General features: G+C 65.6%; 16 protein-coding genes. 10 read left to right on the top strand and 6 right to left on the bottom strand.

Annotated elements, in window-relative coordinates:
• Nucleotides 1-40: 40 nt before the first annotated feature.
• A complete protein-coding gene (locus tag N2603_RS12240; protein WP_260388948.1) occupies nt 41-700 on the top strand; it encodes a hypothetical protein in 660 nt (219 codons plus the stop codon).
• A gap of 239 nt (nt 701-939) precedes the next feature.
• On the opposite strand, the gene N2603_RS12245 is transcribed toward N2603_RS12240, so the two are convergent.
• Complete coding sequence (locus N2603_RS12245) at nt 940-2,604, bottom strand: aminotransferase class III-fold pyridoxal phosphate-dependent enzyme (protein ID WP_260388950.1); 1,665 nt, start codon at nt 2,602-2,604, stop codon at nt 940-942.
• A 35-nt stretch (nt 2,605-2,639) separates the two neighbouring features.
• On the opposite strand from N2603_RS12245, the gene asd reads away from it, so the two are divergent.
• Together asd and N2603_RS12255 are read left to right on the top strand one after the other, a co-directional pair.
• Nucleotides 2,640-3,503: an archaetidylserine decarboxylase gene (asd, locus tag N2603_RS12250; protein WP_018640967.1), complete on the top strand. Its 864-nt coding sequence runs from the start codon at nt 2,640-2,642 to the stop codon at nt 3,501-3,503.
• 64 nt (nt 3,504-3,567) lie between these two features.
• On the top strand, nt 3,568-4,125 hold the full coding sequence (locus N2603_RS12255; RefSeq protein ID WP_260388951.1) for an NUDIX hydrolase: 558 nt from the start codon (nt 3,568-3,570) through the stop codon (nt 4,123-4,125).
• A 251-nt stretch (nt 4,126-4,376) separates the two neighbouring features.
• On the opposite strand, the gene N2603_RS12260 is transcribed toward N2603_RS12255, so the two are convergent.
• Both N2603_RS12260 and N2603_RS12265 read right to left on the bottom strand, forming a co-directional pair.
• On the bottom strand, nt 4,377-5,825 hold the full coding sequence (locus tag N2603_RS12260; RefSeq protein WP_260424185.1) for a FecR domain-containing protein: 1,449 nt from the start codon (nt 5,823-5,825) through the stop codon (nt 4,377-4,379).
• Nucleotides 5,826-6,083: 258 nt separating this feature from the next.
• Nucleotides 6,084-6,866, bottom strand: a complete 783-nt coding sequence (locus N2603_RS12265; protein ID WP_260388952.1) for a DUF2147 domain-containing protein — start codon at nt 6,864-6,866, stop codon at nt 6,084-6,086.
• A 195-nt stretch (nt 6,867-7,061) separates the two neighbouring features.
• Here N2603_RS12265 and N2603_RS12270 point away from each other — a divergent pair, with 195 nt between their 5' ends.
• Both N2603_RS12270 and N2603_RS12275 read left to right on the top strand, forming a co-directional pair.
• Nucleotides 7,062-7,868: a DUF2147 domain-containing protein gene (locus tag N2603_RS12270; protein WP_260388953.1), complete on the top strand. Its 807-nt coding sequence runs from the start codon at nt 7,062-7,064 to the stop codon at nt 7,866-7,868.
• A 355-nt stretch (nt 7,869-8,223) separates the two neighbouring features.
• Nucleotides 8,224-9,432, top strand: a complete 1,209-nt coding sequence (locus tag N2603_RS12275; protein ID WP_260388955.1) for an extensin-like domain-containing protein — start codon at nt 8,224-8,226, stop codon at nt 9,430-9,432.
• 91 nt (nt 9,433-9,523) lie between these two features.
• On the opposite strand, the gene N2603_RS12280 is transcribed toward N2603_RS12275, so the two are convergent.
• Nucleotides 9,524-9,865, bottom strand: a complete 342-nt coding sequence (locus tag N2603_RS12280; protein WP_018640960.1) for a DUF6665 family protein — start codon at nt 9,863-9,865, stop codon at nt 9,524-9,526.
• A 54-nt stretch (nt 9,866-9,919) separates the two neighbouring features.
• The gene (locus N2603_RS12285; RefSeq protein WP_018640959.1) at nt 9,920-10,555 is read right to left on the bottom strand and encodes a TetR/AcrR family transcriptional regulator; all 636 of its coding nucleotides are present in this window, start codon (nt 10,553-10,555) and stop codon (nt 9,920-9,922) included.
• A 199-nt stretch (nt 10,556-10,754) separates the two neighbouring features.
• Here N2603_RS12285 and N2603_RS12290 point away from each other — a divergent pair, with 199 nt between their 5' ends.
• From N2603_RS12290 to N2603_RS12305, 4 genes are all read left to right on the top strand, one after another.
• Entirely contained in the window at nt 10,755-12,065 is a 1,311-nt protein-coding gene (locus tag N2603_RS12290) for an HlyD family secretion protein (protein ID WP_260388959.1), read from the top strand.
• A gap of 28 nt (nt 12,066-12,093) precedes the next feature.
• Nucleotides 12,094-13,677: a DHA2 family efflux MFS transporter permease subunit gene (locus N2603_RS12295; RefSeq protein WP_260388960.1), complete on the top strand. Its 1,584-nt coding sequence runs from the start codon at nt 12,094-12,096 to the stop codon at nt 13,675-13,677.
• Nucleotides 13,678-14,185: 508 nt separating this feature from the next.
• Nucleotides 14,186-15,985, top strand: coding sequence for an ABC transporter ATP-binding protein (locus N2603_RS12300; protein ID WP_260388961.1), 1,800 nt, complete (start codon nt 14,186-14,188; stop codon nt 15,983-15,985).
• 67 nt (nt 15,986-16,052) lie between these two features.
• Nucleotides 16,053-17,459, top strand: a complete 1,407-nt coding sequence (locus tag N2603_RS12305; protein WP_260388962.1) for an MATE family efflux transporter — start codon at nt 16,053-16,055, stop codon at nt 17,457-17,459.
• 30 nt (nt 17,460-17,489) lie between these two features.
• On the opposite strand, the gene N2603_RS12310 is transcribed toward N2603_RS12305, so the two are convergent.
• Complete coding sequence (locus tag N2603_RS12310; protein WP_026311699.1) at nt 17,490-18,233, bottom strand: sulfite exporter TauE/SafE family protein; 744 nt, start codon at nt 18,231-18,233, stop codon at nt 17,490-17,492.
• A gap of 243 nt (nt 18,234-18,476) precedes the next feature.
• On the opposite strand from N2603_RS12310, the gene N2603_RS12315 reads away from it, so the two are divergent.
• A complete protein-coding gene (locus N2603_RS12315) occupies nt 18,477-18,737 on the top strand; it encodes a hypothetical protein (RefSeq protein WP_260388963.1) in 261 nt (86 codons plus the stop codon).
• The last annotated feature ends 5 nt before the right edge of the window (nt 18,738-18,742 follow it).

An 18,742-nucleotide genomic window follows, 5' to 3' on the forward strand; every position in this document is an offset into this window, starting at 1 on the left:
CCCTGTAAATCCCGTACCCGAAAGCATTTTGGGGGAGAGCATGATCAAGAATTATCTCGAGCAGCTGCGGATCCAGCGCTGGGACGACCATCGCTACTATCACCATAGCCGCATCAATCAGAGCCTGCACTTCGTCAGCGCGCTGAGCTTCCTCTTCGCCTATGTCTGGCTGTTCATCGATCCCGTGGTCTCCGCGCTGGTCGGTTGGCTGGTATCGATGACCTCGCGCCAGGCCGGTCACTTCTTCTTCGAGCCGCACACCTACGACCACATCAACCAGGCGACGCACGAGTACAAGGAAGAGATCAAGGTCGGCTATAACCTGCAGCGCAAGGTGGTGCTGATGGCGATCTGGGCGCTCTCGCCGCTGGTCTTGTTCGCCGATCCGACGCTGTTCGGCCTCTTCACCCCCTGGGCGAGCGCGACCGACTTCATGCGTCAGGTTGCCAAGATCTGGCTCGTGGTCGGCGGCGGCGGCCTTCTGTTCCGGACCGTGCACCTGTTCTTCATCCGCGACGTCGAGACCGGGCTCGTCTGGATGACCAAGATCCTGACCGACCCGTTCCACGACCTGATGCTCTATCGCGGCGCGCCGCTCGCTTTGATGCGCGGCGAGCTGATGGACCCCGGCCTGCACCTCAACCCCGAGCACACGCTGGGATTCATCGATGAGCCCGTGCTCGAAGAGCAGCACGCCTGAGCGCGCGGCGCATACGACACACTCCGATGTCTGATGGTTACGTCATGCCCGGGCTTGTCCCGGGCATCCACGTCTGGGGGGCTGCGAATGCTGTGGGCCTCGCCGCACACGCCGTCATTCCGGGGCGGCTCGAAGAGCCGAACCCGGAATCTCGAGATTCTCAGGAGCGCGATTGCGCACCGGAGTTCGATGCTTCGCATCGCCCCGGAATGACTGTGATTATGTGGAGGGAACCAGCCTCAGCGCCCAAAGCGCTTGGCCAGCATCTCTTTCAGAATCTGCCGCTTGATCTGCTTGTTGGTCAGCACGCCGTCGTGCCACCAGAAGCCGTCGGCTTTCATCTTCTCGCCGGCGCGGACGAAGCGTTCGGCGACTTCGGTGAAGTCGGCGTCGGTGTAGTTGAGGCTGAAGATCAGGCGGCCGGTGCCGACCCAGCTCAGCGCCAGGCCTTCGGCGCGCAGGTAATATTGCAGCATCCAGTTGTAGCGGGACGGCGTGGTGTATTTCACCGTCCAGATCGAGGAGAAGTTGGCGAACCGCACCGGCAGGTCGGCGCTCTCCATCATCTGGTTGAGCTTCTTGACGCGGCCGTTCCAGGTTTCCTCCAGCCCGTCATAGACAGCGCGAAAATTCGGGCTGGCGAGCCGGCTCAGGAACTCGTCCATCGCCGTCATGACGTAGGGATGCGAGTTGAAGGTGCCGCGGGCGAAGCAGATGTCGGCGGGGCGGTCGTCGCGGAAGCGGCGCATCAGCTCGCGTCTGCCGCAGACCACGCCGACCGGCAGACCGCCGGCGAGGCTCTTGCCGTAGGTCACCATGTCGGCCTTGACGCCGAAATATTCCTGGGCGCCGCCGGCGGCGAGGCGGAAGCCGACAAAGACCTCGTCGAAGATCAGGACGATGCCGCGCTGGTCGCAGACCTCGCGCAGCTTCTTCAGCCATTCCGTGTAGGCGGCGCGATCGAAATTGCCGCCGCGGGAGGAATCGACCAGCGAGGAATCGCCGGGCGCGTTGCTGTTGGGATGCAGGCCCTGCAGCGGGTTGACCAGCACACAGGCGATATCCTTGCGCGTCTTCAGAACATGCAGCGTCTTCTCCGACATCTCGGAGAGGGTGTAGGTCTCGTGCGCGGGAATCGGGTTGCCGACGCCGGGCTGCACGTCACCCCACCAGCCGTGATAGGCACCGGCGAAGCGGACCAGATGCGTGCGCTTGGTGTGGTAGCGCGCCAGCCGCACCGCCTGCATCACGGCCTCGGTGCCAGACATGTGGAACGAGACTTCGTCGAGGCCCGAGATCTGGCAGAGCCGCTGCACGTTCTCGAGGATCACGGGATGATAGGGGCCGAGCACGGGACCCAGCGCATGCGCCCGCTTCTCCGAGCCCTCGATGCACTCCTTGTAGAAGTCGTTGCCGAAGATGTTGACGCCGTAGGACCCCGTCAGGTCGTAGGAGGTGTTGCCGTCGACATCGGTGACGGTGACGCCGCTCGAGGACTCCATGAAGGTCGAGGTGCCCAGGTGCTCACGCACGAGGCGCGAGAACTGGAACGGCACGCGGTAGCTCTCGGTGAAGTTCAGGTCGGAGATCGTCTCCGCCGCTTCCTTCGTCATCGCGCGACCCCTGGGGTAGCGCTCGGCGTAGAGAGCTGCGAGCCGGAAGAAGGCGTCCTTGCGCTGGGCCACGATGTTCGCGGGCGCGCCGTCACATCCGAAGTACTTGTCGCCCTCGAACTCGTAGAACGGGAGCAGCTTTGCCACCCGGCGCGACATCTTGGAGTGCCCGGCGAGCGACCGGTGCTTGGCGCGGGACAATTCGACCCGCGCCTTGATCTTCGGGAGGACGGCGGCAGCAGAAGCTGCGGCGGCCACGGACATCGAGAGAATCGGGAGTGTCGTTTCCATGACAACAAGCGCTAATACTGTGAGCTGACAGATTCATGACAGTCAAAGCCCTCATCGCCTCTTTCACCCAGCAGGAAGACCTCAACTTCCTGTTGACCAACCGCATCCCGCGCGCGGCGCTGACCCGCTTCATGGGCTGGTTCTCCAAGATCGAGAATCCCCTCGTGCGGGACTTTTCGATCGCGCTGTGGAAGCTGTTCTCCGACCTCGATTTGTCGGAGGCGCGCAAGACCCATTTCAAGAGCCTGCACGACTGCTTCACCCGGGAGCTCAAGCCGGGCCTGCGTCCCTTTGATCTCGACCCATCCATTGTCGCCAGCCCATCCGACGGCATCGTCGGTGCGCACGGGAAGATCGCCGACACCGAGCTGTTCCAGGTCAAGGGCGCGCCCTATTCGCTGCTGGACTTGCTTGGTGACTCCGCGCTGGTCGAGCAGCACCGCAACGGCTCCTTCGTCACGCTGCGGCTGACCTCGAGCATGTATCATCGCTTCCACGCGCCCTATGACGCGCATATCGAGCGTGTCACGCTGATCCATGGCGATGTCTGGAACGTCAACCCGATTGCCTTGAAGCGGGTCGAGCGTCTGTTCTGCAAGAACGAGCGCGCGGTGATCCGCACGCATCTTTCGACCGGCGAAGCCGTGACGCTGGTGCCGGTGGCGGCGATCCTGGTCGCGAGCATCCGCCTGCACTTCCTCGACATGGTGTTGAACGCGCAGACGCGCGGGCCGGTCAACTTTCCCTGCGACGTCAAGGTGAGCAAGGGCGAGGAGCTGGGCTGGTTCGAGCACGGCTCGACCATCATCATCCTCGCGCCCGGCGATTTTACCTTCTGCGATGGCATCGCCGAAGGCACGCGCATTCGCGCCGGTCAAGCGCTGCTCAGAAGAAAGTAGCCTTCAATCCGCCGCGCCGGCCGCCTATATCGTCTTTCGGGGACGACGATACTGGATGTGAGCGATGGCGCGGGCGCCGGTGATGGCGGCGGGTGGTATTGTGCTGCGGCGTGGCGCGCCGCCGCTGGTTGCGGTCGTGCGCCAGCGCAAGCGCAATGAATGGGTCCTGCCCAAGGGCAAGCTCGACGACGGCGAAACGCCGAAGGAAGCGGCGCACCGCGAGGTGCTGGAGGAGACCGGCCACGACGTCGCCATCCACGAATTTTTGGGCACGCTGGTCTACCAGTCCGGCGGCCGCTCAAAAGTCGTGCACTTCTGGCGGATGGAGGCCGACGGCGGTCAGGTTCGCAAGCTGATGAACGACATCAAGGCGGTCGACTGGCTGACGCTGGACGATGCGATCGCCCGCCTGTCGCGCGAATATGAGCGCGCGTTCCTGACTCAGATCGGCCCGATTGCGCTCGCGGCGGCGGGACTGGCAGCATCGCCCGCGCCATCGCTGGCGGCCGACGATATCGATGCCGCCTTGCAGACGCTGACACCGGCGGAAGCGGCGTCTGTCGAGGAGCTGCGACATGGCCTGTTGCAGAAGGTGAAGGCCTGGCTGCGCGGCGAGGCGTGAGGCCTTTTCACGCCACCTAGCTTGCGGTGAGTCAGTCTCCGCGAGCTAGTATGCCTGCAGAGCCTCAGCTCTCTCCAAGCCGTCATTGCGAGCGCAGCGAAGCAATCCAGAGTCCCTCCGCGGAAAGATTCTGGATTGCTTCGCTGCGCTCGCAATGACGAAGAGGAAACAGAGAAGCGCTTCACTCGCACCATCGTTGCGGAAGTCGTCGCCGCACTGAACCGTTACCTATGTCGCTGGTTGCTCAAAGGTCACCGCCGCTCCTTCTCCTTCGGAGCGGGCGCCGGCTTGCGCGGCGCTGCGGGGCGTTGTGCGGCTGGGACGCGCTGCTGGAAGCCGCCCTGCCGCTGCACGCCGCCCGGCTGTTGAGCCGCGGGCGGCTGGCCGGGCTGCACGCCGGTGCGCGGCGTTTGCGGTTGTGCGCCGGGCTGCTGTGGTCCGCCCGCATGCGGCGGCACGACTCCTCCGGGTGGAATCTGTCCACCGCGCTGGGGCCGGGTTTGCGGCGTGCGATTGGGCGGCGTGACTTCTCCAGCGCGCGGTGCACCTGGACGCCCTGCGCCCTGTTGCTGGCCACGTTGCTGCTGACCCTGACCCGCGCGCTGGCCACCCGACTGCACCGCGCCGCCTTGTTGTCCCTGGCCCTGCCGCTGCGGCGGCTGGGCGCCTTGCTGTGTTCCTTGCCGGCCCGGCGTGCCCGGCTGCTGCTGGCCCGGACGGTTGTTCTGGCCGGGCTGGCCGTTCGGCCGCTGTTGGCCCGGCGCCGTCGTCGGCCGCAATTGCTGCTGCTGCGGCGGCTGCGCCGGCCGCGGAATGCGACTGATCGCGGCCGGATTGGCGCGGCGGAAGTCGCGCTGCTCGGTCACGATCTGCCGGCCCGTGGTCTGGGCCAGATGCACCTGGCTGACGAAGCCGCGGTCGCGCGCGATCTGCTGCGCTGGAATCGTGATCGGCACGGCGGCAAAGCGCATCACGCCGGCAACGGCTGGGCCAGGCCGGATCGCGAAGCCACTCGCGGCTTGCGTCAGCGCGCCAATCCGTGTGCCGCTGCTGCGGTCGTTGACCTCGATGTGGCCAACCCGGCCGTCGGCGTCGGGATAGAGCTTGATGTTGACGTTGTTCGCAGCGCCGGCTGCAGCGTTCTCGGGCACGTCGACGACGCCCGTGGTGCCGCGGATGCCGAGCGTCGCGGTCGGCGTCGCGATCTTCATGTCGCCGGTCTTCGCCACCGCAGCCGCAACGAAGGCGACGGTGCCCTTGCCGACGTCGAAGATCGCCGAGTTCTGCTTGCCGCCGTCCTCATAGACGTAATTGTCGATGGTGATCCTGGCGCTGGCCGAAAGGTTGAACGTGGTCGCGTCGTTGAAGGTGATGCCGAGCGAGGAGTTCGACGAGGTCTGCACGACGTCGTTGAGATAGATGTCGTCGCGCACCCGCAGCGGATAGGAATTCTTGTCGCGGATCACGGTCGCGATCCCTGTCGCCGTCGCGACGTTGCCGATCGGCTCGACGGTGGCGGATTGCGCATCTGCCGCCGGTGTCGGTGAAGCTGATGGCGTCGGTGACGGAGTGGGCGTCGGCTGTGCCTGTGGCTGAGCCTGCGCAAGCTCGATTGCATCGGATGCGAAAGCCACGCTGCTGTCGGCGGCCGGCAAGGCCAGCAGCACGAGCGCGAACACGGAGCGGCGCCAAGCCACCATTGAAGTCACGAGGATGTCCCGGTGAGAACGCGAGGCGAGATCGGCCGATATCAGCCGTATGAGGCTGAATGGCGGATGAACGTCGCATGGGGGGAATGCTCAAGAGCCACGTCCTGCGAGGGACGTGGCGCCCCGTTGCTCGTCATTCCGGGGCGCGCGATAGCGCGAACCCGGAATCTCGAAATTGTAGTGGGAGTCTGCCGCGCGAGATCCCGGGTTCGATGCTTCGCATCGCCCCGGGATGACGCGCTCCGCGCGTCAGCTCACGCGCTTCCAGGTCTGGCCGCCGCAGAACATGCCGCCGAAGGCGCAGCCCTGCACGCGCATCGCATTCGGGCCTTTCATCGCGATCGTGGAGTCGTAGTTGCGGCCGGAGTCGGGATCGTGGATGCGGCCGCTCCACTTCGCACCATCGGGCTTCATGTTGATCAGGATGCGCTCGTTGGTCTTCTGGGCATAGCCGCAGAGATTGGCGCCGCACTGCTCGACGCGGACATTGCCCTTGTTCTCCTCGGTCGCCCACACGCCGATCGGCGAGTTCGGGGCGGCCACGGGCGCGGCGGCAACGGGAGCCGGTGCGGGAGCGACTGCGACCGGCGCAGCCGCAGCGGGAGCCGCGACAGGCGCGGGCTGGGCCGTGTTGTCGTAGGTGGCGGCCGGAGCGGCGGCAACGGTCGGCGCGGGCCCGGCGGGAGCAACAACGGGAGCGGCCGGTGCGGTCGCCTGAACCGGCGCCTGCTGCACGGGCTGCTGCTGCACCGGGGCCGGCGCGGGCTGGGTGGCCGTGGCCGGAGCCGGCGTGGTGTCGACGTCATCATCCTTGGAGCCGCCGAGGCCCTTCAGGTTGATGTTGTTCAGCTTGATCGGCTTGTCCGACAGGCCCGGCGCAACGATGGTGACGCAATCGAGCGAGGCGCAGTTGCGCGGTGTTTCGATGCGGATGTGCTGGCCCTCGATCTGGAACGAGATCGAATTGCCGGCATGCGCAGCGGCGGTCGAAGCGAGGAAGAGCGCGGTGGCGGCGATGGTGAGCTTGTTCATGACAACCTCCGAAATGGCGCGGTCCCGAGATGGACTGAAGTCGCTGGTGGATGAAGCGTGGTTCGACCCTATGCCGGGCCGGTCCCGCCTTCCGTGACGGACGTCACAACGGCTCGCGCGCGTCTGGGTGAGGCAGCGCACATTCAGCCCCGGCTCGTCCTGCGTAACCTCGTCGCGACACGACTGGAGGCGCCGATGCAGCGGCTTGCGACTTCGCTTGGCCTATCGATCGTACTGACAGCGATGGCGCCCGCGGCCCAGGCCGGTTCCTACGCCTTCTCGATCGGCGGTCACCGGTTCCATATCGAGGCGCCCAGGAATTGCCGATCCGCCGCCTGTGTTTCGGTGTCCAGCCGCAGTCTTCGGCCGCGGGAAGAGGCCAACACGATACCGGCCCCGTCGCCTGCGCCCGCGCCGATTGTTCAGGCACCGCAGCCGGTCACTCCGGCCGTCCCGATCCGGCCGCCGCAGCCGATTGTGGTCGCGCCATCACCGGCATCGACCGCTCCCGTCCTTGCCGCGACGACGTCGCAGCCCGTTGTGCCGCCATCGGCGCCAAGACTCGAGGCATCAAGAGTTGAGGCGCCGGTGCTTGCCTCGAGGCCCGAGAGCAAGCAGGGCACAGCGATCGCGAAGCGTAGCGACGGCGAGGCCACCTATTTGCCGCTGGGTGAGTGGGAGAGCCTAGGTGCCAAGAGCACGGTTCGCATCGAGCGCTGCGGCCCTGCGCTGTGCGGCTATGCGCTCACCGAGACGTCGAGCCGGGGCGAGAGCGTGCTCGTCAACATGAAGCCGAAATCGCACGACGTCTGGACCGGCAGCATCTACAGCCGCTCCAGCGGGAGCACCTATTACGGGAAGATCACGCTGAGCTCCGGCACGCTTCATGTCGAGGCCTGCGTGATTGGCCGCTTCTGGTGCTCGGGCAACGACTGGACGCGCGTTGAAGAGCAGCAGGAGAAGATGGTCACGACGTCGCGGCAGTGGGACGTGCGGTCGTAGCTATGTCGACGCGCGCACGCGCCCTCTTCCCTGAGGGAGGGAAGAGGGCAAGCCAGCCTGTGGTGTGGTCGGACTGATGCGCTAGATCATGCCGAGCACGATGGCGCCGACGAAGGCCATGGCGAGGTACGCGGTGACTACGCTCAGTCTCCCGGCGAACGTCATGAGGTCGTCCCTCCATGCGCGCTGCCTGGCGCGCAGTCCTTATGGTTAACAGAAAGTCTCTTTTCGAAAAAGTCAGCCTCGCTGTCGCTCGTCATCGTCAGCAGTCCGCACTGCCGCGCCCGCTATGGTTAAAGAACACCGAAATCAACGTGTTGAAGAGTCTTTAAGTAAATTCACCGAACGTGCGTCCATGACGCGCGGAGTTCGTTTGTATCTCGTCGGCTCCATCGTCCTTGTTTCGCTAGCGGGTTGCGGACGCGGCTTCTTCCAGGCCGAACGTGAACCATGGCGGGCCGAGGCGGAAGCCGCATGCCTGAAATCCGGCGCGGTCAAGGAGAGCGCGGACATCGTCCGCATCGACCCGATCTCGGGGCCCGGCATGTGCGGCGCCGAGTATCCGCTGAAAGTCGCCGCCATTGGCGAGGCCTCCAGCAGCTACGGCTTTGCCGACGAGACGTTGCGCCCGCCCGGCAGCATCGGCAACCAGCCGCGCTGGCCGGTGCAGCCGCAGTCGAATTATCCGCAGAGCCAGAATTATCCGGCATCGTCCTATCCGCAGCGGCCGAACTATCCCGAGAGCGCGGTGCGCCAGCCCTCGGGCTATGGTGGATCCTCCGGCCCGATGTCGCTCAACGCGCCCGGCGTCGCACCGCAGGAAGACGAGATCGATCTGCCGCCCGAGGGCACCGATGCCGCGGGCGCAGCGCGCTACATGAATGCGCCGAGCTATCCGGCGCGGCAGCCCGGTCCCGCGCCTTATTCACAAGCGCCGGCACAGCAGCCGCTGCCGCGCCTTGGTCCGGCGCAGGGCAATCCCGTCACCGCCGTCGGCCCCGTCGCGATCAAGCCGACCGCGACGCTCGCCTGTCCGATCGTGTCGGAACTCGACCGCTGGCTCGCCGACACCGTGCAGCCCTCGGCGATGCGCTGGTTCGGCGTCCGCGTTGCCGAGATCAAGCAGATCTCGGCCTATTCCTGCCGCGGCATGAACGGCAATTCGCATGCCCACATCTCCGAGCACGCCTTCGGCAACGCACTCGACATCTCCGCCTTCGTGCTCGCCGACGGCCGCCGCGTCACCGTGAAGGACGGCTGGCGCGGCATGCCGGAAGAGCAGGGCTTTCTGCGCGACGTGCAGTCGGGCGCGTGCGCGCATTTCACCACGGTGCTGGCGCCGGGGTCGAACGTCTATCACTACGATCACATCCACGTCGATCTGATGCGCCGCGCCAGCCGCCGCCTGATCTGCCAGCCCGCCGCGGTCTCAGGCGAAGAGGTCGCGGGCCGCGCCCAGCAGCGCAATCCCTACGCGGGCAGGCGCGATCCCTATGTCACCGGCTCGCTCGGTACGCGCAAGAGCACGCGGAAGCAGGAAGAGGACGAGTACGCGGACGATTAACGGTCGCGTAGCCCGGATGAGCGAAGCGATCCGGGCACGGTGTTCCCGCATGTCGCTTCGCTCATGCGGGCTACGGGCGGACGCGGCAAAATCATTTCGATCCCTGCTTCGACGGTGCAGGGGCCAGCCCCATGCAGCGCTGCACCTCGGCCGGGACGTTGTAGGTGCGCATGATGTGGCGGCTGTCGCGCAGGCCGGTCGCCTCACGCTGCACCACGAACATCCACAGCGCCTGGCCGGCTTCCAACACCAGCTCGCGCCTCGCCGGCTGCGTCGAGGCCGCAGTCGGCGTGGCGGCGTGGGCGGCGTCGAACTCGCGCAAACGCGCCAGCGCCTGTTCGAGCGTGCGGCCCATCCGTCCAAGCGCCGAAGCTTGTTCCTGGACGATCTCGTAATGGAGGATATCGACAGGCGGGCGAAGATCACGGGACATGGCTCAAATATAGTGCCGTGAGACGGGCCCGCGCAACGCGCGGCCCGCTTGCCGCTACTTCGCCCGGTACGCCGCCAGGAACATCCGCGTCGCGCTGTCGACCACTTCGGTCATGCGCTCTTCCGACGGTGCGGGCGCGGCCTGGAACACGAAGGGCAGGAACAGCGAGGCCTTGCACAGCTCCATGAACTGCGACGCTGCGAGGTCGCAATCGTCGATCCTGAGATCGCCGGAGGCGACATGGATCTTGAGATAGTCGGAGAGGCGGTTGATGGTCTTGTCCAGCACCCGCGCATAGTAGCGGCGGCCGACATCGGGCATGCGCTCGGCGATCGCCATCACGGTGCGGATCGCTGATCCGCCGCCGGGGCGGCACAGCAGGTGGATGTAGGCCCGGCCGAACTCCTTCAGCGTGGTCTCGGCATCGCGCACCGGATCGAAATTGAACACGACCTGGCCGTGCTGGAGCGCTTCCTGCTCGAGGATGGCTTCGAACAGCGCGCATTTGTCGGCGAAGTAGACGTAGAGCGTGCCCTTGGAGACCTGCGCGGCGCGCGCGATCTCGCCCATGCTGGCGCCGTCGAAACCGAGATCCATGAACACCTTGCGGGCGCCGTCGAGGATCTGGCGGCGCTTGGAGCTGTCCTCCTCCTGGATGACGTGCAGATGTTCGCCGGCAGCTACAACCATTGGTTCAGGGTCTCGGAAGGTTTCTGGGCGAGGTGCCGACCTATGAAACGCAAATAAAGGATTCGGGCCAGTAGGGTCCCGGCCCGGTAATATTATCTATATTGACCGAACGGTTCGGTCAATGATATTTGGAAATGAGCGAGAGGGAACAGGCCGCGAGGCGGCGGTCCCTGGTCGCGCTTTTTTTGGGGAGGCCTTTATGGCCGTATCGAGAGATCAGGCTGCGCGGGTCATTCGCCAGGAAACGGTGGAGACGATGTCGGCGAACGATGCGGCTGCGGCCGAGACGCCCGCAGCCCTTGCCGAGCAGTTGCGCTCCCATGTGGCCGAGGAAACCAAGCGCCGCAGCGAGGCGCCCGAGACCCCCGTAACGGACAAACCGGCCCCAGCGCCGGACGCGCCCGCTGCCGGCGCGCCGAAACCCGGCAAGCGCAAATTCGTGCTGATGGGTGTCGGTCTCGTGCTGGCGCTCGCGGCCGCGAGCTATGCCGGCTATTACACGCTGGTCGGCCGCTTCTACATCTCGACCGACGATGCCTATGTGCGCGCCAACAACACCATGCTGGGCGCGCGCGTTGCCGGCCACATCTCCTCGATCCTTGCCGGCGACAACACGACGGTGCGCGCCGGCGACATCATCCTCCGCATCGACGACGGCGACTACAAGATCGCGGTCGATGCCGCAGCAACCAAGATCGCGACCCAGCAGGCGACGATCGATCGCATCGGCCGCCAGGTCGCAGCTCTCGACAGCCAGGTCGCGCAGGCCAAGGCGCAGCTCGTCTCGGCCGAAGCGGGTCTCAAGCGCGCCGACCTCGACTATGAGCGCCAGCAGGCGCTGAGCAGCAAGGGCTTTGCCTCGCGCGCCACCTTCGAGAGCTCGGAAGCCGGACGCGACCAGGGCGCCGCCGCCGTCAAGGCCGCGCAGGCCGCCTACGACGTCGCGGTCAGCAATGTGGATGTCGCCAAGGCGCAGCAGGCCGAAGCGCAGGCTCAGCTCGCCGAGTTCAAGACCTCGCTCGCCAAGGCCGAGCGCGACCTCGCCTTCACCGCGGTGCGCGCGCCGGTCAGCGGCACGTTCTCCAACCGCCTCGTCAACGCTGGCGACTTCGTCGCGGTCGGCCAGCGGCTCGGCAACGTCGTCCCGCTCGACGAGGTCTATATCGACGCCAACTTCAAGGAGACGCAGCTCAAGCGCATCCGTCCCGGCCAACCGGTGACGATCAAGGTCGATGCCTACGGCATGCGCAAGTTCTCCGGCGTGGTCGACAGCATCGCGGCGGGCGCAGGCTCGGTGTTCACGCTGCTGCCGCCCGACAACGCCACCGGCAATTTCACCAAGATCGTGCAGCGCGTGCCGGTCCGCATCCGCGTGCCGAAGTCGGTGGCCAAGCAGAACCTGCTCCGCGCCGGCATGTCGGTCTACGCCACTGTCGACACCAACAAGGGCGCGGCCGACGCCGACAGCGAGGTCGATCTCGACGATCCCACCATGATCCATCCGCAGTAGCATAACCCGAGCGCTGCGAGGTCAGACCATGGCCAACGCCACGACCGCTTCACCCGCCATGATGGCGAACCCCGCTTCGGAGCGCATCGCGCCGAAGCGGCTGTTCGCGTTCATCATCATGGTGTTCGGGATGTTCATGTCGATCCTGGACATCCAGATCGTCTCGGCGTCTCTCAGCGAAATCCAGGCCGGCCTGTCGGCGAGCTCCAGCGAAGTTTCCTGGGTTCAGACCGCCTATCTGATCGCCGAGGTGATCGCGATTCCGCTGTCGGGCTTCCTGTCGCGCGCCTTCGGCACGCGGCTGCTGTTCGCGATCTCGGCGGCCGGCTTCACCGCCTCGAGCCTGCTCTGCGGCTTTGCGACGACGATCGAGGAGATGATCCTCTGGCGCGCACTGCAGGGCTTCCTCGGCGCCGGCATGATCCCGACCGTGTTCGCCTCGGCCTACACCGTGTTCCCGCGCACGAAATTCCACATCGTCGGTCCCATCATCGGGCTTGTCGCGACCCTGGCTCCCACGATCGGGCCGACGGTCGGCGGCTACATCACCGACCTGATGTCGTGGAACTGGCTGTTCTTCATCAACGTCGTGCCCGGCATCGGCATCACGCTGGGCGTGCTGGCGCTGGTCGATTTCGACGAGCCGCATTTCGAGCTGCTCCAGCGCTTCGACTGGTGGGGCCTGCTGTTCATGGCCGGCTTCCTCGGCACGCTGGAATATGTGCTGGAGGAAGGTCCGCAATATGAATGGATGCAGGACACGTCGGTGGCGATCTGCGCCTGGATCTGCGCCATCTCGGCGATCGCCTTCTTCTGGCGCGTGTTCACGGCGGCCGAGCCGATCGTCAATTTGCGCACCTTCTCCAACCGCAATTTCGCGGTCGGCTGCGTCTTGCAGTTCTGCATTGGCATCGGCCTCTACGGCCTGACCTACATCTATCCGCGCTATCTCGCCGAGGTGCGCGGCTACAGCGCGCTGATGATCGGCGAGACCATGTTCGTCTCGGGCATCACCATGTTCCTGGTCGCCCCGCTGGTCGGCCGGCTCATGGTCAAGATCGACATGCGCTACATGATCGCGTTCGGCCTCGTCGTGTTCGCGATCGGCTCGTACCAGATGACCTGGATCACGCGCGACTACGATTTCTACGAGCTGCTGGTGCCGCAGATCCTGCGCGGCGTCGGCATGATGTTCGCGATGGTGCCGACCAACAACATCGCGCTCGGCACGCTGGCGCCTGACCGGGTGAAGAACGCGAGCGGCCTGTTCAATTTGATGCGCAATCTCGGCGGCGCGGTCGGCCTTGCCGTCATCAACACGGTGCTGAACGACCGCACCGATTTGCACATCACGCGCCTGCAGGAGCGCGTGACCTGGGGCAATGCGACCGCGACCGAGACCCTGACCATGCTCCAGCAGAAGTTCCAGGGGCTCGGCGATTCCGCGCTGATGGCGATGAAGCAGCTCAGCCAGATCGTGCACCGCCAGGCCGTGGTGATGAGCTTTGGCGATGCCTTCTTCGTGCTGACGGTGTTCTATCTCGGCCTCAGCCTGCTGGTGACGCTGCTGAACAAGCCGGCCTCGCTGGCCGGCGGTGGCGACGCGCATTAATCGGGACACACAATCGGTGTCATCGCCCGGCCTCGACCGGGCGATCCAGTATTCCAGAGGCCTGCGTTGGAGATCTCGCTCTCACCACATCCGCCGCGGCGTACTGGATGCCCCGGTCAAACCGGGGCATGACAGCGGAGATTTGAGGCGAGGGCGACGCTCACCAAGGCGCCCCGGACCAAATTGCAACACTCATCCGTGATCTCGCGTGGGCCCCGTTGCAAATCTCCCACGGCACATCTATAAAGCGCACCTCATTCATTCGAACCGGGGAGATTTGCATGATTTCGTCGCACTCGCAGATCGTACGCCCGCGCTCGATGATCTCCTGGTTCGGTATGTACGCGGCCTGTTAGAGGCCTCCTCCGCCAGATTCGATTGGGCGCTTCGTCCCGATCGCTCCTCTTCCCAAGTCAATATCAGTCTTACGTGACGCCGTCCCGGCCCTTGCGGCCGACTTGCGTCCATCGATGGAGCCGGCCCGCGCCAAAAGCGGCCGGATGATGTCATGACCGTTCTATCAAAGAAGCCCGCGGCGATACGCGTGGTGCTGCCCTTCGTGTTCAAGCACTGGCTGAAGCAGCCGGGGCGTACGCTGGTCGTCGCCGGCGGCCTGTTGGGCGCGACCGTCGCCGACCTGTTCATGCCGGTCTTCTCCGGACAATTGGTTGATGCGCTGACGCGCGGCTCGTCCGACCCCGATGCGCGCCACGCCGCGCTGGTCGCATTCGGCGCCATCGTGGCGCTCGGTGCAGCCTCCATGGTGCTCAGGCTGATCGGTCTCCAGGCGATCGTGCCGTTCACGCTGAAGACCATGACGGAGGTGGCGCAGGACGCGTTCATGCGCGTGCAGCGTTTCTCGACCGACTGGCACGCCAACGCCTTCGCCGGCTCCACCGTGCGCAAGGTCACGCGCGGCATGTGGGCGCTCGACCTGCTCAACGACACCATCCTGATGGCGTTGGCGCCGTCCTTGCTGGTGCTGATGGGCTCTGTGGTCCTGATCGGCCTGCACTGGGCGTCGCTCGGCGCGGTGATCGCGGTGGGAGCGCTCTTTTACGTCGCTATCACCGTGCTGTTCTCGACCCGGTACATCGCGCCGGCCGCGCGCGTCTCCAATGCCTGGGACACCAAGGTCGGCGGCACGCTGGCGGACGCCCTGACCTGCAACGCGGTGGTGAAATCCTTCGGCGCGGAAGCGCGGGAGGATGCGCGGCTCGCCCGCGTCATCAACCGCTGGCGCGCGCGGGTGCGGCGGACCTGGTTCCGCTACAATTACACGGCCATGGCGCAGCTCGCGCTGCTGCTGGCCTTGCGCGCCTCGGTAATCGGAGGCTCGGTGCTGCTGTGGATCTCGGGGCATGCCTCGCCCGGCGACGTCACCTATGTGCTGACGAGTTACTACGTCATCCACGCCTATTTGCGCGACGTGGGTATGCACATCAACAATCTGCAGCGCGCGGTGAACGACATGGACGAGCTGGTGGCGATCCATGACGAGCCGATCGGGATTGTCGATGCCGCGGGCGCCCGGCCGATCGCGATCGAGGGCGGCGAGATCGTGTTCGACGACGTCACGTTCCATTATGGCGGCCATCGCGCGCCGCTGTATGACGGCTTGTCGCTCACGATCCGTGCCGGCGAACGCGTCGGTCTCGTGGGCCGCTCCGGCTCCGGCAAGACCACCTTCGTCAAGCTGGTGCAGCGGCTCTACGACGTCACCGATGGTCGCGTGCTGATCGACGGGCAGGACATCGCGCTGGCGACGCAGCAATCGCTGCGCAGCCAGATCGCGATCGTGCAGCAGGAGCCGATCCTGTTTCACCGCTCGCTCGCCGAGAACATCGCCTATGGCCGGCCCGGCGCCAGCATCGAGGCGATCGAGCAGGCGGCGCGGCTCGCCAATGCGCACGACTTCATCCTGCGCCTGCCTAAGGGCTACGGCACGCTCGTCGGCGAGCGCGGCGTGAAGCTGTCGGGCGGCGAGCGGCAGCGCGTGGCGCTGGCGCGCGCATTCCTGGCGGATGCGCCGGTGCTGATACTGGACGAGGCGACGTCGAGCCTCGATTCGGAATCGGAGGCGCTGATCCAGCAGGCGATGGAACGGCTGATGAAAGGCCGCACCTCGATCGTGATCGCGCACCGGCTGTCGACGGTGCGAAGTCTCGATCGGATCCTGGTGTTCGACCGCGGCGAGATCGTCGAGCAGGGCACGCATGCCCTGCTCGCGGGCAAGCCGGGAGGCATCTATCGCGGCCTATTCGAGCGCCAGGTGGTGGAGCTTGGACATATCGCGGCGGCGGAGTGAGGCGCGGCCTGCGGACGAAGGAGAGCGTCCGTAGGCGGCGAAGGATTTAGGGCAGGGATGGACTGACATGAAAGACCTGACGCGCGGCTCCATCGTGGGCCACATCCTGAGCATGGCGCCGCCGATCGTAGTCGGCATGATCACGATCATGATCTGCCAGCTCGTCGACCTCTACTTCGTCTCGAGTCTGGGCGAGGCTGCGATCGCGGGCGTCGCCGCGGCCGGCAACGCCGGCTTTCTCGTCAATGCCCTGATGCAGGTGCTCGGCGTCGGTACAGTTGCGTTGATAGCGCATGCCGTGGGCCGCAAGGACCGTGGCGATGCCAATCTGGTGTTCAACCAGTCGGTCGTCCTGTCGGTTCTGTTCGGGCTGCTGACACTGGTTGCGGGTTTCGTGCTGTCGCGTCCCTATATGCGCGCGGTCGCGGCCGACGAGGCAACGGTCGAAGCCGGCACCGTCTATCTGCTTTGGTTCACGCCGGCACTGGCGCTGCAATTCGCGACGCAAGTGATGGCGTCCGCGTTGCGGGCGACCGGCATCGTGCGGCCGAGCATGCTGGTGCAGGCGCTCGCCGTGGGCATCAACATTGCGCTGGCGCCGATCCTGATCTCGGGTTGGGGCACCGGGCATCCGCTCGGCGTCGCCGGGGCCGGCCTCGCAAGCTCGATTGCGGTGTTCATCGGCGTGCTGATGCTGCTCGCGTATTTCCTGAAGCTGGAGCGTTACGTCGCCTTTCATCCCGCGCAATGGCGGCCTCAGCTTCGGCAGTGGAAGAGAATCCTCAATGTCGGCTTGCCCGCCGGCGGCGAGTTCGTGATGGTCTTCATCATCATGGCCGTAGGCTATTATGTGCTGAGCGTTTTCGGCCCGGCGGCGCAGGCCGGATTTGGTATCGGCACGCGTCTCCTCGGCCTGATCCAGATGCCGGCGCTCGCCGTCGCGCTGGCTGCGGGGCCCATCGCCGGCCAGAATTTCGGCGCCGGCAATGGTGCGCGCGTGCGGGAGACCTTTGTCAAGGCGGCGCTTGTCGCGACCGCCGTGATGATTGTCTTCCTGATCCTCGCGCAGCTCGCGCCAGGTCTGTTGCTGGCCGGCTTCTCGAATGATCGGGAGACGATGGCAGTTGCGTCGCTCTTCCTGCGCATTGTCTCGTTCAACATGGTGGCGCAGGGGCTGATTTTCACCACCTCCAGCATGTTCCAGGGGCTCGGCAACACCAAGCCCGTGCTGGTGACCTCGGCAATGCGGGTCCTCACCTATTCCCTGCCGTCGATCTGGCTCTCGACGTGGCCGGGGTTTCGGATGGAGCATGTCTGGTATCTGTCGATCGCGACAACGACGCTTCAGGCCGCGCTGAGCGTGTGGTTGCTATACCGCGAGTTCGGCAAGCGCCTGGCGCCATTGCGGCCTCCCGAGGTTCCGGCGCAGATGGAGGCTGAGCCTGAAGCGCCTCCCGCGCGTGCACCGGCGTAGCGACGGCTGATTGTTGTGTTGGCGTGCGCGTCAGTGCGCGCCAACGCTGTTCCAGACGAGTGTGAGGCCCGACAGAAACAGGAGGCCGAGCACGACATCGCCAAAATGCTTGTCGTTCAGCGCGTGGTAGACGCGCGCGCCGGCCCAGGCTCCGATCAGCGTGCCCGGAAAGGCGACAGCAGCGAGCCAGACCACCTTGAGGGCGACGAGGCCGGACGCGGTCTGCAACACCAGCGCGGTCGCGAGCACCGTGAAATTGAAGAGCTGGAAGATGCCGCGCCGCTCGTGCTTGTTCCAGCCGCGGATGTTCGCCCACAGGATCGGCAGCGGCCCGGACAGTCCGGCAAGCCCGCCCAGAATGCCGCCGGCAAAACCGATCGCGCCGTCCGCGATCCGGCCGCCGAACTTGAAGGCGAGCGGTCTCTTGTTCAGGTAGAGCGCGCTCGAAAAGATCAGGATCAGCACGCCGACGCTCAGCTTGAAGACTTTCGGATCCGCGGAGGCGACCATCATGATCCCAAGCGGTACGCCCATCAGTCCTCCGATCAGGAACGGCCACACCAGCGAAAGATCAAAACTCTTCCACATCGACGGCAGCGTCGAGGTCTGTGCGATCACCGAGCAGATCAGCACCAGCGGCACCGCGAGCGAGGGCGGCAGGACGTAGAGCCAGATCCCGAGCGCCATCAGCGCCGTGCCGAATCCGGCAAGGCCCGAGACGAAGCCGCCGGCCAGCGCGCCGAACAGCAGCAGCGCGTAAGTGGACGTTTCCACCAATCATTTCCTGTTGTTAGCGGCGATGCCGAGCTTCGATCGCCGCTTTTGATCGTCATCTGGCGCATAGCACAGATGCGGCCGGGAAGGTCAATTTCAAAACCGCACGCAAGCGTGATCCGCAAGGGCGGGTCAAGGGCGAGCGTTCGCCGAAGCGGCTCCTACATGACGCCTGTACTTTAATCCTGGGGGCCTGCCGGGCGTCACGCCGCACCGTCCCTGACGAGATGATGGAGCGTGATCATGACCCGCGTGAACATTGCCGTTGCGGCCGCATTGTTGTCGGCCGCCGCCCTGACGCCGACATTGGCGCAGGCGCAATTATCAGAGCCTGCCGCCTATCAGGCCGCGCATCCCGACCGCGATGTGCTCAATGGCGGCCAGCTCACGCCCGCGGGGCGCGCGGCACGTGGCGAGACGGTGGTCCCGAGCGAGGCCTACGCGGCTTATCCCGCAGCCGTTGCGCCTGTCGTTCGTCCACGCCACCGTCGTCACCATCAATAAGAAGA

The organism is Bradyrhizobium huanghuaihaiense, assembly GCF_025200885.1.
Taxonomy (GTDB): Bacteria; Pseudomonadota; Alphaproteobacteria; order Rhizobiales; family Xanthobacteraceae; genus Bradyrhizobium; species Bradyrhizobium huanghuaihaiense.

Bases quoted from the DNA above. Each gene is read 5' to 3' on its own strand.
- N2603_RS12240 (WP_260388948.1), top strand. From the start codon at position 41: ATGATCAAGAATTATCTCGAGCAGCTGCGGATCCAGCGCTGGGACGAC.
- N2603_RS12245 (WP_260388950.1), bottom strand. From the start codon at position 2,604: ATGGAAACGACACTCCCGATTCTCTCGATGTCCGTGGCCGCCGCAGCT.
- asd (WP_018640967.1), top strand. From the start codon at position 2,640: ATGACAGTCAAAGCCCTCATCGCCTCTTTCACCCAGCAGGAAGACCTC.
- N2603_RS12255 (WP_260388951.1), top strand. From the start codon at position 3,568: ATGGCGCGGGCGCCGGTGATGGCGGCGGGTGGTATTGTGCTGCGGCGT.
- N2603_RS12260 (WP_260424185.1), bottom strand. From the start codon at position 5,825: ATGGTGGCTTGGCGCCGCTCCGTGTTCGCGCTCGTGCTGCTGGCCTTG.
- N2603_RS12265 (WP_260388952.1), bottom strand. From the start codon at position 6,866: ATGAACAAGCTCACCATCGCCGCCACCGCGCTCTTCCTCGCTTCGACC.
- N2603_RS12270 (WP_260388953.1), top strand. From the start codon at position 7,062: ATGCAGCGGCTTGCGACTTCGCTTGGCCTATCGATCGTACTGACAGCG.
- N2603_RS12275 (WP_260388955.1), top strand. From the start codon at position 8,224: ATGACGCGCGGAGTTCGTTTGTATCTCGTCGGCTCCATCGTCCTTGTT.
- N2603_RS12280 (WP_018640960.1), bottom strand. From the start codon at position 9,865: ATGTCCCGTGATCTTCGCCCGCCTGTCGATATCCTCCATTACGAGATC.
- N2603_RS12285 (WP_018640959.1), bottom strand. From the start codon at position 10,555: ATGGTTGTAGCTGCCGGCGAACATCTGCACGTCATCCAGGAGGAGGAC.
- N2603_RS12290 (WP_260388959.1), top strand. From the start codon at position 10,755: ATGGCCGTATCGAGAGATCAGGCTGCGCGGGTCATTCGCCAGGAAACG.
- N2603_RS12295 (WP_260388960.1), top strand. From the start codon at position 12,094: ATGGCCAACGCCACGACCGCTTCACCCGCCATGATGGCGAACCCCGCT.
- N2603_RS12300 (WP_260388961.1), top strand. From the start codon at position 14,186: ATGACCGTTCTATCAAAGAAGCCCGCGGCGATACGCGTGGTGCTGCCC.
- N2603_RS12305 (WP_260388962.1), top strand. From the start codon at position 16,053: ATGAAAGACCTGACGCGCGGCTCCATCGTGGGCCACATCCTGAGCATG.
- N2603_RS12315 (WP_260388963.1), top strand. From the start codon at position 18,477: ATGACCCGCGTGAACATTGCCGTTGCGGCCGCATTGTTGTCGGCCGCC.